Annotated in this window: 12 protein-coding genes and 1 tRNA gene; 9 read left to right on the forward strand and 4 right to left on the reverse strand. The window is 71.0% G+C overall.

The window, feature by feature from the left end:
- Positions 1-335: 335 nt before the first annotated feature.
- The 3 genes from EV139_RS02780 to EV139_RS02790 are packed head-to-tail and all read right to left on the reverse strand — an operon-like array spanning position 336 to position 4501.
- Positions 336-2066, reverse strand: coding sequence for a cation:proton antiporter (locus EV139_RS02780; protein ID WP_130452769.1), 1731 nt, complete (start codon positions 2064-2066; stop codon positions 336-338).
- 26 nt (positions 2067-2092) lie between these two features.
- Positions 2093-3376: a winged helix DNA-binding domain-containing protein gene (locus tag EV139_RS02785; protein WP_130452770.1), complete on the reverse strand. Its 1284-nt coding sequence runs from the start codon at positions 3374-3376 to the stop codon at positions 2093-2095.
- Positions 3377-3418: 42 nt separating this feature from the next.
- Positions 3419-4501, reverse strand: coding sequence for an NADH:flavin oxidoreductase/NADH oxidase (locus EV139_RS02790; RefSeq protein WP_130452771.1), 1083 nt, complete (start codon positions 4499-4501; stop codon positions 3419-3421).
- A 154-nt stretch (positions 4502-4655) separates the two neighbouring features.
- Here EV139_RS02790 and EV139_RS02795 point away from each other — a divergent pair, with 154 nt between their 5' ends.
- The 4 genes from EV139_RS02795 to EV139_RS02810 all read left to right on the forward strand — a co-directional run bounded on the left by EV139_RS02795 (position 4656) and on the right by EV139_RS02810 (position 10821).
- Positions 4656-6089, forward strand: coding sequence for a DUF2130 domain-containing protein (locus EV139_RS02795; RefSeq protein WP_130452772.1), 1434 nt, complete (start codon positions 4656-4658; stop codon positions 6087-6089).
- Entirely contained in the window at positions 6086-8686 is a 2601-nt protein-coding gene (locus tag EV139_RS02800; RefSeq protein WP_130452773.1) for a DEAD/DEAH box helicase, read from the forward strand. Before EV139_RS02795 ends, EV139_RS02800 begins: the two co-directional genes overlap by 4 nt.
- A 152-nt stretch (positions 8687-8838) precedes the next feature.
- The gene (deoC, locus tag EV139_RS02805) at positions 8839-9702 is read left to right on the forward strand and encodes a deoxyribose-phosphate aldolase (protein ID WP_130452774.1); all 864 of its coding nucleotides are present in this window, start codon (positions 8839-8841) and stop codon (positions 9700-9702) included.
- 18 nt (positions 9703-9720) lie between these two features.
- Positions 9721-10821, forward strand: coding sequence for a Ppx/GppA phosphatase family protein (locus EV139_RS02810; RefSeq protein WP_130452775.1), 1101 nt, complete (start codon positions 9721-9723; stop codon positions 10819-10821).
- 201 nt (positions 10822-11022) lie between these two features.
- On the opposite strand, the gene EV139_RS02815 is transcribed toward EV139_RS02810, so the two are convergent.
- Positions 11023-11946: a LysR family transcriptional regulator gene (locus EV139_RS02815; protein WP_130452776.1), complete on the reverse strand. Its 924-nt coding sequence runs from the start codon at positions 11944-11946 to the stop codon at positions 11023-11025.
- Between the two features lie 121 nt (positions 11947-12067).
- Here EV139_RS02815 and EV139_RS02820 point away from each other — a divergent pair, with 121 nt between their 5' ends.
- The 5 genes from EV139_RS02820 to EV139_RS02840 all read left to right on the forward strand — a co-directional run bounded on the left by EV139_RS02820 (position 12068) and on the right by EV139_RS02840 (position 17165).
- Entirely contained in the window at positions 12068-13666 is a 1599-nt protein-coding gene (locus EV139_RS02820) for an aminotransferase class I/II-fold pyridoxal phosphate-dependent enzyme (RefSeq protein ID WP_130452777.1), read from the forward strand.
- Between the two features lie 187 nt (positions 13667-13853).
- Complete coding sequence (locus EV139_RS02825) at positions 13854-15422, forward strand: amino acid permease (protein WP_130452778.1); 1569 nt, start codon at positions 13854-13856, stop codon at positions 15420-15422.
- The gene (locus EV139_RS02830; RefSeq protein ID WP_130452779.1) at positions 15422-16411 is read left to right on the forward strand and encodes a universal stress protein; all 990 of its coding nucleotides are present in this window, start codon (positions 15422-15424) and stop codon (positions 16409-16411) included. The genes EV139_RS02825 and EV139_RS02830 overlap by 1 nt, the downstream gene beginning before the upstream one ends.
- A 110-nt stretch (positions 16412-16521) precedes the next feature.
- Positions 16522-16977 (forward strand): hypothetical protein, encoded by a 456-nt coding sequence (locus tag EV139_RS02835; protein ID WP_130452780.1) that lies wholly within the window; start codon positions 16522-16524, stop codon positions 16975-16977.
- Positions 16978-17090: 113 nt separating this feature from the next.
- A tRNA-Gln gene (locus tag EV139_RS02840) sits at positions 17091-17165 on the forward strand.
- Positions 17166-17186 lie beyond the last annotated feature (21 nt).

The raw sequence follows: 17186 nt of genomic DNA on the forward strand, positions 1-17186 counted from the left end.
GCGCCCGCCGAGTGTGCGCACAAGCCCCCTTCGGGTGGCGCGAAGGGGTGGTTTGGCTCCACTCGGCGGTGGGGGCGGGGCGTGGCTACGCGGGCGCGGGCGCGGCGCGGGCGCGGGTGCGGGCGCAGGCACGGGGCACGGGGCACGGGGTGGCGTGGGCGCAGCGCCCGCCGAGTGTGCGCACAAGCCCCCTTCGGGTGGCACGAAGGGGTGGTTTGGCTCCACTCGGCGGTGGGGCGGGGCGTGGCCGGGCCAGAAGGGCGCGGGCGCGGGCGCGAGACGTGGCGGTGCCGAGGCAGGTGCGGGCGCGGCGGCGCGCGCGGGGCGGGGACCGGCTACGCGTGGCTGCCGGGCGGGGTGAGGCGCGTCTCGTGCGCGTCGAGGGCGAGCTCGGCGGCGCGGAGCGCCTGCGAACTGTAGCGGCCGATCGCGCGCTCGTCGAGGAGCGCAGTGCGCTGCGCCTCGAGCGCGACCCGGCTGAGCCGCACGAACGCCCGCGCGGGGGTCTCCTCGCTGGGCAGCACCATCGCGCCCGTGGCCCCGTGCGTGAGCGTGATCGGTGCGAGGCCGTTGCGCACGTTCGCCCGCGCACGCTCCACGACGGCCTCGGGCACGGGCGGCTGATCCTCCGCCCCGTTGGCGATCGCGTCGTCAATCGCGGCGTCTGCGGCCTCGACCAGATCCCCCTTCAGCGAGACCAGCTCGCTCGTGCTTGCCCCCGCGCCGGAACCATTGGGCCAGAGCTTGCGGATCACGAGCGGCAGCGTGAGCCCGTGCAGCAGCAGCGTGATCACTGCGACGCCGAAGGCGATCAGAATGATCTGCGCGCGATACGGAATCCCCACGGGGATCGACTGCGCCGCCGCGAGCGTGACCACGCCGCGCATTCCGCTCCACGACAGCGCGGCGCCGTCGCGCCAGCCGAGCCGTTGCGAGCGCTCGTGTTCGAGGTCCGCCTGGGTGCGCTTCGCCAGGCGTTCAACGCGCTGGAGGCGCCGCTCGTCGGTGTTGACCGAGTCCTGCGCACGCCGCGCGAGTCTCGTGAACCCGTTGCTGCGCTGCTCAAAGCGATCGAGCGAGCCGCGCATTGACGCGATGAGCGGCACCATGAATAGGGCACGGCAGACGATCAGGACGGCGACGAGCGCAACCGAGATGAGGAGCACGTGCTCAAGGCGCAGGGGGCTCTCGCCCACGTGCTCCACGAGCGCGTGGAGTTGCAGCCCCATGACGAGGAACACGCCGTTCTCCATCGCAAACTGCACGGTGCGCCAGTTGAGCCGCTCGTTCATGCGGGCCGTCGCGCTAAAGCGCCGTGAGGCGTGGTGCCCGGTGTAGAGCCCGGTGACGACGACCGCGAGCACGCCAGACGCCTCCATTGCCTCGGCGGGGATGAACGACACGAACGGCACCGCGAACGACACCATCGTGTCGTACACCGGGTTATGGAGCTTCGAGCGGATCCACACCGTAATGACGCCGATGAGCCCGCCGACCGCGATCGCGACGGTGACCGAGAACGCGAACGACCCTGCGGCCTCCCAGAACACGAAGCTGCCGGAGACCGCGGCGATCGCGGTCTTGAGGAGCACGAGCGAGGTCGCGTCGTTCACGAGGCTCTCGCCCTCGAGGATCGCGACCACGCGATCCGGCATGCCGAGCCGCTTACCGATCGAGGTCGCCGCGACGGCGTCGGTGGGGCTGATCACCGCGCCGAGCGCGATCGCGACGGGCAGCGGGATCGTCGGGACGACGAAGTGGAGCACCGCGCCGACCACGACCGCCGTGATCACCACGAGGAGTACCGAGAGGCCGACGACGGGCCGCAGGTTGCGCCGGAAATCGATGAGCGGCACGTTGACCGCGGCGGCGTAGAGCAGCGGAGGGAGGACGCCGAGCAGCACGACCTCGGGGTCGATCTCGACGAGGGGCACGAACGGGAGGTACCCGATCCCGATCCCGGTCACGACCAGCACGAGCGGGGCCGCGACACCGATCCTGCCGCCCAGGATGGAAGCGCCCACGAGCACGATGACGGCGATAACAGCGATGAGCGCGACTTCCATGGCTCTACTTTCTCACGCGCTGCGAATCACGGCTCGGTGCGTTTCTGCAGATCAACCGCCAGTGGGCCGATCTCGTGGAAGTCGCTCCAGTCCGCGACGAGCGGCGTAAGCGCACGCGCGTTGAGGCGAGTGCCGGGGAGCGGCGTCGCGGTGATTGCGCCCTTCGCGCCCGACCCGCGCCGCCACAGGCCGAGCACGCGACCGTTCTTGACAACGGTCGCCATGAACATGCCGTTGCGGCCGGGGACCACGTGATCGAAGTGTGCCGGATCAAGCTGCGCGGCGCGGTCTGTGTAGCCGAGCAGGTGCTCGTCGAAGGCGGGGAGGAGGTGCCAGGTGTCGCCGGGCCCGACGGGGGTGCCCGCCGTGCCCGCCACGCTCGCAGCGGCGTCGGGATCGCCCCCTGCCGAACCCACACCAGCAGCTGCCGCGGCGATGGCCGCTGGCGTGGCCCAGAGCTGCGGGCCGCTCGCGTCGCCCAGGCGCAGCGGCGCCGCCCGCCCCGCCTGGCGCGCGAGATCGAAGGCGCGGCGCGCCTCGCGCAGCGTGAGCCCCGTCCACCACGCGAGGTCGTGCTCGGAGACGGGCCCGCGGGCTCCGGTGTAGCGCGCGGCGCACTCCGCGAGCACCTCGTCTCCCGTGAGGATTCGCGGAGCGGTGATCCACTCGTCCGCGCGCACGAGGAGCGGCTCCCCGGACTCGCGCACCGGGCCGAACGTGGTGAGCCCGTTCTGGCAGAGCCACCAGATCACGTGGTACCGCCACCCCGGCTGCCATTCGATACCCGCCTCGGTCCACACCGCTGAGAGCCCGTCGCGGTCGAGCGCGGTGCCGCCGCGGAGCGCGTCGAGCGAGACCCCGACGAGCCGCTCGAGCGCGGCTTCGCTGAGCCCGATCGTGGCGCGGCGCTTGGGGGCCCCGGCGAGAACGCGGTGTGAGGTGACGCCCTGCAGCCAGCCGATGTCTTCGGCGGCGACGATGTGCAGCGTGCCGCGCATTGGCCAGGACCTCACGATCGCGCCCGCTGAGAACGCGGCGTGCACGTCGGAGACGGTGGTGCCTGGCGTGCGCACCCCGAGCGCCCACCGTGCCGAGCGCCAGTCCTGGCCCTGGATCGCGAGCATTTGGCGCGCGGTTGCCGCGACGCGCGCGGTTGCGGATCCGGGTGCCGGAGCGGCGTCGGGCGCAGCCGTGTGCCCGGGCGCAGCCGTGTGCCCGGGCGCAGCGGTCGCGTCGGCGGCGTCGCGGTGCAGCCCGAGCGCGCGCATGCGCAGTGGGAGCAGCGCAGCGGGGCTCAGTATCGCGGACATGCGGTCAGTGTAGACCCGGCCTCGGACAACGGCCGGGGCCGGTTAGAAGCGCGCGCGGTGGTAGGGGCCGGGAACGAGATCCGCGGCGCCGGGTGCGCGCAGCTCGTGCGCCCAGCGGAGGGGGAGCTGCGGGTCGGCGAGCAGCGGGCGTCCCAGGGAGACGATATCGGCCTGCCCCGTGGCGAGCACGCTCTCGGCCTGCGCCGCGCTGGTGATCATCCCCACCGCACCCACCGGGAGCGGTCCGCTCCGCAGGGCTGCGGCGAGCGGCACCTGGTACGACGGCCCCACCGGGATCGGGGCGCTCGGCAGGTTCGCCGCGGAGGACACGTCGATGAGGTCGGCGCCGTCCGCCGCGAGCCACTCGACGAGCTGCCCGCACTCAGCGAGGTCGAAGCCGCCGTCGACCCACTCGGTTGCCGAGACGCGCACCATGACGGGGAGGTCGGGGTGCCGGTCGCGGATCGTGCGCACGATCTCGCGCAGCAGGCGGGCGCGGCCGGCGAGCGGACCCCCGTACTCGTCCTCCCGTCGGTTCGAGAACGGGGACAGGAACGAGTGCAGGAGGTAGCCGTGCGCAGCATGGACTTCGACGGCGTCGAAGCCGGCGGCGACGGCGCGATCCGCCGCGGCGACGAACGCCGCCACAATCGCGGGGAGCTCGTCGCCCGTGAGCGCGCGCGGCGCGGGGTAGTCCCCGAACGGGAGACCGGACGGGCCGACGGTCTGCCACCCGCCGTCGGCGACGGACTGTCCGCCAGACGGGAACCCGGGCAGCCAGGGATGGCTCGACGCCTTGCGCCCGGCGTGGCCGAGCTGCACACTGATCCGGGCACCGTGTGCGTGCGCGATCTCTGCGAGCCGGGCGAACGCCGGGGTGTGCGCGTCAGACCAGAGGCCGAGGTCGCGCGGCGAGATCCGGCCCTCCGGCAGTACCGCGGACGCCTCGACCGTGACCAGCCCGGCACCGCCCCGGGCGAGCGCGCCGATGTGTACGAGATGCCAGTCGCGTGGGATCCCGTCCTCCGCCGCGACTGAGTACTGACACATGGGCGACACCCACAGCCTGTTGCGCACCGCAACGCCTCGAAGCTCGAACGGGCGGAAAAGGTGCGGATCTGCCATTTCGCCAGTGTATCTCCGTGCCCGGCGGTGCGCGCCGGGTATGACAGTGCGTTGCGGCGTGCGGGGGCGTTCCCGGCCCGCCGCACCCTGAATGTCAGTGGCCTGTGCCAGGGTTAGTCATGGCCACAGGCCGCGACCCACGAAGGAGGCGCTCATGCACGAGATTCAGTGCCCGCACTGCGGGAAAGCATTCACGGTGGACGAGGCCGGGTACGCGGAGATTCTGAAGCAGGTGCGAGACAGCGACTTCGAGGCGCAGCTGCACGAGCGGCTGCAGCTCGCGGAGCGCGAAAAGCAGAGCGCGGTGGAGCTCGCACAGGCGAACGCCGCCGGCGAGATGCAGAAGGCCGCGGCGGTCAAAGACACCGAGATTCAGCAGTTGCAGGCCAAGCTCGACGCGAGCGCCGCGGCGCAGCAGCTCGCGGTTGCCGAGGCGCGCGGAGCCGTCGAGAAGGATCGCGACCGGCTGGCGGGCGAGCTTGAGCAGGCGCGCCGCGAGCAGCAGACAGCCGTCGAGCTCGCGGAGGCGAAGCTGGCAGCCCAGATGCAGGAGCGCGCGGCCGCGAGCGAGGCCGAGTTGCAGCGCGCGCGTGCCGAGCTGGACCGGCTTGAGCTCTCGCGCAAGCTCGAGATCACCGAGGCGGTTGGGGCCGTTGAGAAGGAGCGGGATGAGCTGCGGCGCGGCCTCGACCGCTCCGAGCTTGAGAAGCAGCTCGCCGAGCGGTCGCTGAAGGAGCGCTACGAGGTGCAGCTGAAGGATCGCGACGACGCGATCGAGCGGCTGCGCGACATGAAGGCGCGACTGTCCACGAAGATGATCGGCGAGACGCTCGAGCAGCACTGCGAGACCACGTTCAACCAGATCCGTGCCACGGCGTTCCCGAACGCGTACTTCGAAAAGGACAACGACGCGAGTACCGGGAGCAAGGGCGACTTCATCTTCCGCGACCACGATCTCGCCGGGATCGAGATCGTGTCGATCATGTTTGAGATGAAGAACGAGGCGGACGGCACCGCCACGAAGCACAAGAACGAGGACTTCCTCAAGGAGCTCGATAAGGACCGTCGTGAGAAGGGGTGCGAGTACGCGGTGCTGGTCTCGCTCCTGGAACCGGAGAGCGAGCTGTACAACGGCGGTATCGTTGACGTGTCGCATCGCTACCCGAAGATGTACGTGGTGCGGCCGCAGTTCTTCATCCCGCTCATCACCCTGCTGCGCAACGCGGCGATGAACTCGCTGAAGTACAAGTCGGAGCTCGAACTCGTGAAGTCGCAGAACATCGACATCACGAACTTTGAGAGCGAACTCGACGCGTTCAAGGGCGCGTTCGGGCGCAATTACGAGCTGGCCTCCACCCAGTTCAAGGAAGCGATCAAGCGCATTGACACCTCCATTCGCGAGATGGAGAAGGTGCGCGAGCAACTGCTCAAGTCAGAGAACAACCTGCGACTCGCAAACGACAAAGCGCAGGGGGTCACCGTGAAGAAGCTCACGCGGGGCAACCCGACGATGCAGGCGAAATTCGCCGAACTCGAGAGCGGCGACGCACCGACGACCCCCACCCAGAAGGAGAATGCCGACACATGAGCCTGCATCAGGCGCTCGACGCCGCACACGCGAACGGCTCCGGCGGCGCTGAGGACGCGTTCGCCGCGTTCGAGGAGTGGGCGCTTGAGGAGCGCGGCCTGCGCCTGTACCCGGCTCAAGAGGAGGCGGTGCTCGGCATCGCGCTCGGCAGCAACGTGATCCTCGCGACCCCCACCGGCACCGGCAAGTCGCTGGTCGCGATCGGCGCGCACTTCATCGCGGTCGCCGAGGGGCGGCGCACCGTCTACACGGCACCCATCAAGGCGCTCGTCAGCGAGAAGTTCTTCGACCTCGTCTCGGTCTTCGGGGCCGAGCGTGTCGGCATGATCACGGGGGACTCGTCGATCAATCCCGACGCGCCGATCCTGTGCTGCACCGCCGAGATCCTCGCGAACCTCGCGATCCGCGACAAGAACGTCGACAACCCTGAGACCGGCGGGATCACTCAGGTCATCATGGACGAGTTCCACTACTACGCGGATCCAGACCGGGGCTGGGCGTGGCAGGTGCCGCTGCTGCTGATGCACGACGCGCAGTTCCTCCTCATGTCGGCGACGCTGGGCGACGTGACCGAGCTCGCCGCCGACCTCAGCGACACCACCGGCCGCGACACCGCCCTCGTCACGGGCGTTGAGCGACCGGTGCCGCTGAGTTTCAGCTACGAGGTGGCCCCGGCGCACGAGGTGGTTGAGCAGCTCATCGCTGATCGCGAGACCCCGGCATATCTCGTCCACTTCAACCAGTCGCACGCGGTCGAGCAGGCGCAGGCGCTCGCATCGATCAAGATTGTCGATCGCGCGGGCCGCGACGAGATCGCGGCCGCGATCGGCGACTTCCGCTTCTCCACCGGCTTCGGCACCACGCTGTCGCGGCTCGTGCGCTCCGGCATCGGTGTGCACCACGCCGGCATGCTGCCTCGCTACCGTCGGCTCGTCGAGCAGCTCGCGCAGCGCGGGCTGCTGCGCGTCATCTGCGGCACCGACACCCTGGGCGTCGGCATCAACGTGCCGATCCGCACGGTCGTGATCACGGCGCTCACCAAGTTCGACGGCGAGAAGATGCGCCGCCTCTCCGCCCGCGAGTTCCACCAGATCTCCGGCCGCGCCGGCCGGGCCGGGTACGACACCGAGGGCGACGTGATCGCGCTCGCGCCCGAGCACGAGATTGAGAACGCGAAGGCCGTCGCGAAGGCGGCGGCAAAAGCGGCAGACGGCAAGGGCGGCAAGAAGGCGAAGCCCGTCAAGAAGAAGTCGGCGCCCCAGGGCTTTGTGGCGTGGAGCGAGGCCACGTTTGAGAAGCTCATCGCCTCCCAGCCCGAGCCGCTCGTGAGCCGCATGCGCGTCACGCACGCGATGGTGCTCGGCGTGATCGGTCGCGGCGAGGAGTGGGAGGGCGAGGCCCTCAATACGATGCAGATGCTGATCTTCGACAGCCACGAGCCGCGCGCCGCCCAGTTTGCGCACGCGCGCACCGCACTCTCGATCTTCCGCACGCTGCGCAACGGCGGCATCGTTGAGATTCACGAGGACGAGCGCGGCCAGCGCCTGCTCCGCCTCACCGTCGAGCTCCAGGCGAACTTCGCGCTCAACCAGCCGCTGTCCCCGTTCGCGCTCGCCGCGATCGAGCTGCTCGACCCCGAGTCCGAGACCTACCCACTCGACGTCATCTCGATCATCGAGGCCACGCTTGAGGACCCGCGGGCGATCGTGCGCGCGCAGGAGCACCGGGCCCGCGGCGAGGCGGTCGCCGCGATGAAGGCCGAGGGGATCGAGTACGAGGAGCGCATGGAGCTGCTCGAGGCGATCACGCACCCGCAGCCGCTCAAGGAATTGCTCGACGAGGCCTTCCACGAGTACCTCAAGGAAGTGCCGTGGGCGCGCGACTACGAGCTGCGGCCCAAGTCGATCGTGCGCGACATGATCGAGCGCGCCTTCGGCTTCCGTGACCTCGTGTCGTTCTACCAGCTCGGTCGCGCCGAGGGCGGGGTGCTGCGCTACCTCAGCGACGCGTACCGCGCCATCGAGCGCACGGTGCCCGAGCAAGCGAAGAGCCCGGAGCTCGAAGAGCTCATCGAGTGGCTCGGTGAGCTCGTGCGGCAGGTCGACTCGAGCCTCATCGACGAGTGGGAGCAGCTCGCCAACCCGGATCCCGAGGCGCAGCGCGCCACCACGCCGGGTGGCATCGATCTCGCACCGCCCGCGCGATCCGTGCTGTCGAACGAGCGCGCGTTCGGAGTGATGCTGCGCAACGCCCTCTTCCGACGCGTGCAGGCCGCCGCGTTCGAGCGCTACGGGGAGCTCGCCGAGCTCGACGGGCCGCACGGCTTCGGCGAGCAGCGCTGGCGCGACGCGCTGGCCGGCTATTACACGGAGTACGACGAGATCAGCACGAGCGCCGACGCGCGTGCGGCCGCGCTCCTCGAGATCGATCGGGGCGAGGAAGCCAAGGCCGAGGGGGTCTGGCGCTTCCGCCAGGTGCTCCTCGACCCCGCCGGCGACCGCGACTGGGCGATCGAGGGCGTGGTCGACCTCGCCGCGTCAGAGGCCGAGGGCGAGCCCGTCGTGCGCGTGCAGCGCGTCGGCCCCTTCGCCGGGTAGTGCACCGGCCGGCGCACCAGCCGCGGTCCTCAAGCCGCGACGTCCTCGGGCCGGCCGGCTGGCCCGCCAGTGACACCGCACACCGGCAACACATTCCACCGGCGCGACCCACCACCCACCCAGCAGTATCGAGCCACGCGATCGGAGTCCACATGACCGCCCCAACACCCTCCCCGGCAGGCCGCGGCACCGGCGCTGACGCCGAATCACACGCTGCCGCACCCGCACCCGCACCCGCCGCAGCCACCGACCGCCCCGCGGAGCGGGCCGAGCTCACCGCCGACGTGTTCCTCGCGACCGCCGACCACACGCTCCTCGCCCCCGGCACCACTCCCGCCGAACTCGACGAGTTTCTGCGGGCCGCCCGTGCGCTCGGGGTCGCCCGCGTCTGCATCAGCCCCACGCTCATTGAAGAGGCCACGCAGGCGCTTCGCAGCAGTCCCGTCCAGATCGTCACGGTCGTCGGGTTTCCGAGCGGCGTGCACACCGCCGAGGTGAAAGCGGCCGAGGCCGCCGCCGCGGTCGCCGACGGCGCCGCCGAGATTGACATGGTGCTCAACCGCGGGCTCGTTCGGGCGGGGGACTGGGGCTCGGTCGAGGCGGAGATTCGCGCCGTGCGCGCGGCCGTCCCCGGCCGCGTGCTCAAGGTGATCCTCGAGTCGGCGGCGCTCAGCGACGCCGAGATCGTCGGCGCCTGCCGCGCAGCGGAGGCGGCGGGCGCCGACTTCGTGAAGACGTCCACCGGCTTCGACCCCGCCGGCGGCGCGAGCGTGCACGCCGTCGCACTCATGGCGCAGACCGTGGGCGGCAGGCTCGGAGTGAAGGCGTCCGGCGGGATCCGCACGCCCGCGGCGGTGCGCGAGCTGTGGGCGGCGGGCGCCACGCGCTTCGGTGTCTCGGGCACCGCAGCGATCCTCGCGGGCTGGGCGGCACCCGCGGCACCGGCGGCGGCCGATCCGGCGGGCGGGGCAGCCGCAGACCCCGCGGCGAATCCCGATGCGGGATCCGCGTACTGACCGGCCTAGACTGAGGGCATGCGCCTCGGAGTCATCGACGTAGGGTCGAACACCGTCCACCTGCTGGTCGTTGACGCCCATCCGGGCGCGAGCCCCGACCCGTACCACTCGCAGCGCTCGGTGCTGCGGCTCATGCGCTACCTCGACTCCGACGGGGCAATCGTGGAGGAGGGCGTGCAGCTCATCGTGTCCGCGATCGCCGAGTCGGTGCGCATCGCCCACGAGATCGGCGTCGACGACCTGATCTGCACCGCGACGAGCGCGATCCGCGAGGCCGCAAACGGCGAGGTCGTGCTGGCGCGCATCGCCCGCGAGACCGGCGTCTCACTGCACGTGCTCTCCGGCGAGGACGAGGCGCGCATCACGATGCTCGCCGTGCGCCGCTGGCTCGGCTGGTCCGCGGGCGAGATTCTCCTCTTCGACATCGGCGGCGGCTCGTTCGAGATCGCGCAGGGGGCAGACGAGTACCCCGACGTGCAGGTCTCGCTGCCGCTCGGCGCCGGCCGCACCACGATCAACTACCTCGCCGAGGATCCACCGCCCCGCGAGGCGGTGTCGGCGCTGCGCGAGCACGCCCGCGCCGAGTTCACTCGCGTGCGCGACGAGCTCTTCTGCGACCGGCCGCGGCCCAAGCGCGTCGTGGGCACCTCGAAGACGATCCGCTCGCTCGCGCGGCTCGTCGGCGGCCCGGCCGACCCGGTCACCGGCGATCTCGCCCCGCTGCACTACACCGGCTTGCGCGAGTGGGAGCCGACACTGCGCGACATGCCCTCGAACGTGCGGGAGTACCTGCCCGGGATCACACCGGAGCGCGGCTACCAGATCATGGCCGGCGCGATCGTGCTGCGCACCGCGATGAAGGTGTTCGATGTGTCCACCCTCACCATCTCGCCGTGGGCGCTGCGCGAGGGCATCGTGCTCCGCTACATCGACGCGCTCGACGGACGCGGGGCCGAGCCGGTCGAGGACGCGGCTGCGTCCGGGACCGCGACGCCCGGGCTGACCATCGGGGCACCGATCGCGGCCCCGGAACCCGGCACCCACGCGGTCCCCGGAACGCCCGCGGCCCCGGGGCTCACCCCCGAAGAGCCGTCGGCCGCGCTGCCCCGCCTGGGATAGGCAGGCCACGCGGCCACGCGGCCACGCGGCCACGCAGCGCAGCGGCACAGCGGCCCAGTAGCCCGCAGGCCAGGCGACCCAGCGGCCACGCCGGCTAGCGGCCCAGCGAGCCGCAGGCCTCACGGTCGCGGCGCGGTAGCCCGCAGGCCACAAGGCCCCGAAAGCTGCTGGCAGGCAGCCCAGCCGCGCGCGGCCGCGTGCCTAGGCGTCGAGCGCGGTCACCGCCGAGCGGATCGCGACCGCGAGCTGCCGCACCGCCGTTGAGGGCTGGCCGGTGGCCCCCTCCGTGGGGGCGGCGAGGAGCACGGAGCGCGCGAACGACGGGTCCTCGATGGGGCGGAGCACGACGCCCGGGTGGCTCGGCCCCGTCGCGAGCTTGGCCACGAGACCAATCACCATGCGGGCCGCGATCATGCCGAGCATGACCTGGAAATCGTCGGTGCGGATCGCGACCTCGAGCGTGTGGCCGGCGGCGGCGAACGCGTCGACCACGACGGCGTCCATCGGGTCGTCCTGCGTTGCTCCGAGGAGCCACCGCTCCGAGTGCAGCGTGAGGAGCGTGTCGAGGCTGATCGAAGTGTGGTGCGCGAGCGGGTGTTCCTCGGGGAGCGCGAGCAGGAGTGGATCCCGGAGCACCTCGGTGGTGGCGATGTCGGAGCGGAACGGGAGCTCCCGGCCGGGCACGGTGTAGACGAGCGCGGCATCGAGCTCGCGCTGGTTGACGTCGGCGACGAGCGGGGCGACCTCCTCGAGTACGGCGTCGAGTTCGATATTGAGGTCGCTGAGCTGGCCGGCGACCGCGGGGAGCAGCTTCGCCGCCGCGGTGGGAAACGTGCCGAACCGCAGTCGCGTCTGTCCCATGTGGGTGAACTCGCGGGCATCGCGGAGGGCCCGGTCGCTGAGCGTGAGGATCTCCTGCGCCCGGTCGAGCACCAGGTGCCCCACCGGGGTGAGCGTGCTCCCGCGCGTGCTGCGCTCAAGGAGGGCACCGCCCACGAGCGCGTCGAGGTTGCGGAGGTGGTAGTCGACGGTCGGCTGGCTCCAGCCGAGGCTTCGGGCGGCCTGCGTCACCGAGCCGGTGCGGTGCACCGCGCGGAGCGCCTGAAGCTGGCGAAGATCGATCACCGGGTCACCTATTCCATATCGTATCAAGTGGGCGAAAAGCGAATCCCGCCACATACATTGTATGTGACGACAGAGGAAGGACGGGATTCACTTGTGCGCGGTGCGGCCCCACCATAGAGACATGCTCTATGCCGATGCCGCGCCCACTGAAGTCGCGCACCTCGTTCACTCCGGTGCCGCCCCCGCGGCCGCAACCGACCAGACTCCGGCCGAGCGGGCTGAACGCCTGCGCCGCCACGAGGCCACTCCGTACGCGGACGCGCTCGACCGCTACATTGCACGCACCCCCGTGCAGCTGATGGTGCCGGGCCACGGCGGCACCGACCTCGGCATCGCCGAGCGGCTCGCCGCGTTCCTGGGGGAGCGCGCCCTGCGGCTCGACATCCCCATGCTGCTGGAGGGCGTGGACCTTGAAGCGCACTCGCCCCTCGATGAGGCCCTCGATCTCGCGGCGGACGCGTGGGGCGCAAAGCGCACCTGGTTCCTCACGAACGGGGCGTCGCAGGCGAACCGGACCGCCGCGCTCGCCGCGCGCGGCCTGGGCGAACACGTACTCGCCCAGCGCAGCGCGCACTCGAGCTTCAGCGACGGCGTGCTCCTCGCCGGGATCACGCCGTCGTACGTGTTTCCCACGGTCGACGCCGCGCACGGCATGGCGCACGGCGTCTCGCCGGCGGCGCTCGACGAGGCGCTGACCGCCGCGGCGCGAGCGGGCCGCCCGGCCGCGGCCGTCTACATCATCTCGCCGAGCTACTTCGGGTCGGTCTCCGACGTGCGCGGTCTCGCCGACGTAGCCCACGCCCACGGCGCCCCGCTGATTGTCGACGGCGCGTGGGGTCCGCACTTCGGGTTCCACCCCGAGCTGCCGGAATCGCCCGCGCGCCTCGGCGCCGACCTCGTCATTTCGAGCACGCACAAGCTGGCCGGCTCGCTCACCCAGTCGGCGATGCTGCACCTGGGGCACGGCCCGCTCGCGGCGAAGCTCGAGCCGTTCGTGGAGCGCGCGTTCGGCATGACCTCGTCCACCTCAACGAGCGCGATTCTGCGCGCATCGCTCGACATCGCCCGGTCGGCCCTCGTCACGGGCGAGGACGCGATCGGCCGGTCGATCGAGGTGGCCCAGCACTTCCGCGAGCTGCTGCGCGCAGACCCGCGCTTCGACGTGGTGAGCGACCACTTTGATCGCTTCCCCGACATCGTCGAGACCGACCTGCTGCGCGTGCCGATCGACGTGTCAGCGACCGGCGTGAGCGGGCACTGGCTGCGCAACCGCCTGATCGAGGAAGACGCGCTCTACTTCGAGATGTCCACGGCCACCTCGCTCGTCGCCGTGATCGGTGCCGGCAAGACGCCCGACGTGGCGGCGGTGCTCAGCGCACTCATTGCCGCGGTCGACTCCGAGGCCGCCGCTGTGGAGCGCGCCGCGAACGCGGACGCCACCGACTTCCCGCCCCTGCCCGCGCCCGGCACGCAGCGGCTCACCCCGCGCGGGGGCTTCTTCGGCGAGACGGAGCTTGTGCCCGCGGCGGCGGCCGTGGGCCGCGTCTCCGCCGACACGCTCGCCGCGTATCCGCCCGGGATCCCGAACGTGATGCCCGGCGAGGAGATCACCGCCGAGGCGGTCGCGTTCCTCCACGCCGTCGCCGCATCGCCCACCGGGTACGTGCGCGGTGCGGTGGACACCGGAGTCACGCAGTTCCGCGTGGTCCGGCAGCCGTAGCCACGGCACTTACGCTTCCCGGCGCTGCAATTTCGCGGCGCCGGGGAACCCGGGGCGCGCGCAGTGACAGGCTGTGCCGCGCCTGATCCGGAGCCCCGGATCTCCGCGGCCCGACCCCCGGGACCGCGGATCACCCCAGCGAGGCCCTCCAGCCCGCACGACAATGAAGTCCGGAGAACGACTAAAAATGACGAGCACACTGAGACAGCAGCTCTTCCGAGTGAAGCCGGTACCGCGCGATGGGGGCGAATCTGGCAGCCAGCTCAAGCGCAGCATTGGGCTGTTCCCGCTGACAATGATCGGTGTCGGTGGCACGATCGGCACCGGTATCTTCTTCATCCTCTCCGAGGCCGTGCCCATCGCGGGCCCGGCCGTCCTGTGGTCCTTCGTGATCGCCGGGCTCGTGGCCGGCCTCTCGGTGCTCTGCTACGCGGAACTCGCGAGCAGCGTCCCCGTCTCGGGGTCCTCGTACTCGTACGCATACAGCACGCTGGGGGAGCTGCCCGCGATGGGGGTGGCGGCGTGCTTGCTGCTTGAGTATGGGGTGTCCACCGCGGCGGTCGCGGTCGGCTGGTCACAGTACGTGAACCAGCTCGTGACGAACCTGTTCGGCTGGGAGCTGCCGCACGCGCTGCTCTACGCCCCCGAGGAGGGCGGGTTTATCAACCTGCCCGCCGTGATCCTCATCGGGCTGTGCTGCCTGCTGCTGATCCGCGGCACCTCGGAGTCGGTGGTCGCAAACACGATCATGGTGCTCATCAAGATCGCTGTGCTGCTGTTCTTCGTCGCGGTCGGCATCACCGGGTGGAACGCGGATCACTTCGCAAACTTCGCGCCGTTCGGGTTCACCGGCATCATGACGGGCGCCGGAATCATCTTCTTCTCGTTCGTGGGGCTCGACGCGGTGGCCACGGCGGGCGACGAGGCGAAGAACCCGCGCCGCAACCTGCCGATCGCGCTGATCTCGGCGCTCATTATCGTGACCGCGGTCTACGTGCTCGTCGCGGTGACGGCGCTCGGTGCGCAGTCCGCCGGGGAATTCGAGGGGCAGAGCGCGGGACTCTCCGCGATCCTGCAGAACATCGTGGGGGCCACGTGGCCCGGTACGATCGTCGCCGCCGGAGCCGTGATCTCGATCTTCAGCGTCACCCTCGTGGTGCTGTACGGGCAGACGCGAATCCTGTTCGCGATGTCGCGCGACGGCATGGCGCCGAAGATCTTCAAGAAGGTCAACCCGCGCACCATGACCCCCGTCGCGAACACCATCATCGTGTCGGTGGTGGTGGCGATCCTCGCCGGCGTGCTGCCCATTAACTTCCTCGCGGAGATGACGTCGATCGGCACGCTCGCCGCGTTCCTCGTTGTCTCGATCGCCGTCATGGTGCTCCGCCGCCGCGAGCCGGATCTCGATCGCAAGTTCCGCGTGCCGTTCTACCCCGTGGTGCCGATCCTCTCGATCATCGGCTGCCTGTGGATCATCAAGGACCTGCGCCCGGTCACGATTATCGTGTTTGCGATCTGGACCGCCCTCGTGCTCGTCTGGTACTACTTCACGGGCCGCAAGAACTCGGTGCTCGGCCACCAAATCGACACGGGCATGATCGTGCTCACCGGCCCGGGGAAGTACCGCTTCGTGAGCGAGGAGAGCGAAGCCGACGACGCGGACGCCGCGGCGCTTAACGGTGCCGGATCGGGCTCGGGTGCCGGATCGGGATCCGGATCGGGATCTGCCGACCGGGGCGACGGGAACCGCTGATGACGATCGTCGTCGGCGTCGCCCCGAGCCACTGCTCCACGGCAGCGGTCAATCTCGGCGTGCTGCTCGCGCGCTCGTACTCGCGCGACCTCGTACTCGCTGCGGTCACCTCGGCGGGGTGGCCCGGCGGGGGCGGAGGTGTGGACGGGGAGTATCAGCGCTTCCTCGCCGCGAGCGCCCGTGACGCGCTCGCCGCGGCGAGCGCGCTGGTGCCGGACGATGTGCGCGTGCGCACGGTGGTACACGCGTCCTCCGGCGCGCGCCGTGGGCTGCTCGAGGTCTGCGCGGCCGAGTCCGCGATCCGGCTGGTCGTTGGATCTGCGGGAGACCACGTCGGTGCGGCGCACGCCGCGGAGACGGTCGCCCACCCGGTAGCGCCCGGTGCGCACCGTGCGCGGGGCATCGAGCTCGGTTCGGTGAGCCTGGGCTTGCTGCAGAGCGCCGAGCTCCCGGTCGCCATCGCCCCGCACGGGTTTACCGCGGCACCGGGGGCCCGGCTTGAGCGGGTCACCGCCGCGTACAGCGGCTCGGAGACCTCCGCGGAGCTGGTGCTCGGGGCGGCCGCGGTGGCGGCGGACGCGGGCGCCGCGATCCGGATCGCCTCCTTCCACACGCGCCCGCGCGGGCTCCTGGGCGCCGCGATCGGGTTCAACGCCGAGGCGGAGGTCATCGCCGCGTGGGAGGCCGAGATCCGCGACCGGGCCGAGGCGCTCCTGAACGAGATCCGCGGCTTCGCAACCCCGCCGGCGCAGGCCGACGTGGCGCTCGGGGCCGGCGCCGACTGGGAGGCCGCGCTGCGCGCAATTCCCTGGGGTGACGCGGAGGTGCTGCTCGTCGGGTCGAGCAGCATCGGTGCGCTCGCGCGCATCTCGCTCGGCTCGCACGCGGCGAAGATTCTGCGCCACGCCCCAGTTCCCGTGGTGATGGTGCCGCGGCGTGCAACAGAGGAGTACGCGGAGCGGGCGCTGGAGCAACTCGGCGCCTCGTAGCCGCGCGGTACTTCCGCGTGAGCGCCGCGTCCGTCGCTCACAGGCCGCAGTTTTCCACAGATGCCGGCCGCGCCCCCACATCCGGGTGCGCGGCTGGCACCGTGGACGGTATGACCCACACGATTCCTTCACGCGACCCCGAGCAGCGCTTCGACACCGTCGAGCAGATCGAACGGCTCCTCGACCCCCTGCTCGGCCGGGCGAGCCAGCGCCAGTTCTGGGTGCTCCTGTTTGACGCCGAGCGCCGCCTCCTCGATCCGATCATGCCGTTCGAGGGGGTTCCGAGCGACCCGGACGAGCTCAGCGACACGAGCGACCTGGGGCGCGTGCCGTTCGCCACGGTGCTGCGCCACCGCATCGCGTGGCTCGCCACCACGGTGGGTGCCGACTCGTGGGTGGGGGTGATCGAGCGGGTCGGCGCTGAACGATTCACCCCCGCCGACTGCGCGTGGGCGCGCAGCATGGCGGCACCGGGAGCGCCCGGGATCGGGGCGCCGCCGGTTCGTGCACAGTTCGTGCTCCACGATTCGGGGGTGCGGCAGCTCACCGCGGATGACTACCTCTGAGCCGCGGCGGCTCGCCCGGGATCCCGGTGGTCCGGCCCGGTTTTGAGTTCCGGTACTCGACCGGGTAAAGTAATCTCTTGGTGCGGGGCTCGAAAGGGTCCGAATCCAGCCATTGGGATATGGTGTAATTGGCAACACTACGGTTTCTGGTACCGTCATTCTAGGTTCGAGTCCTGGTATCCCAGCCATACAGCCCCTGAGCTTCTTCG

It is taken from the genome of Leucobacter luti, assembly GCF_004217175.1.
GTDB classification, from domain to species: Bacteria; Actinomycetota; Actinomycetes; order Actinomycetales; family Microbacteriaceae; genus Leucobacter; species Leucobacter luti.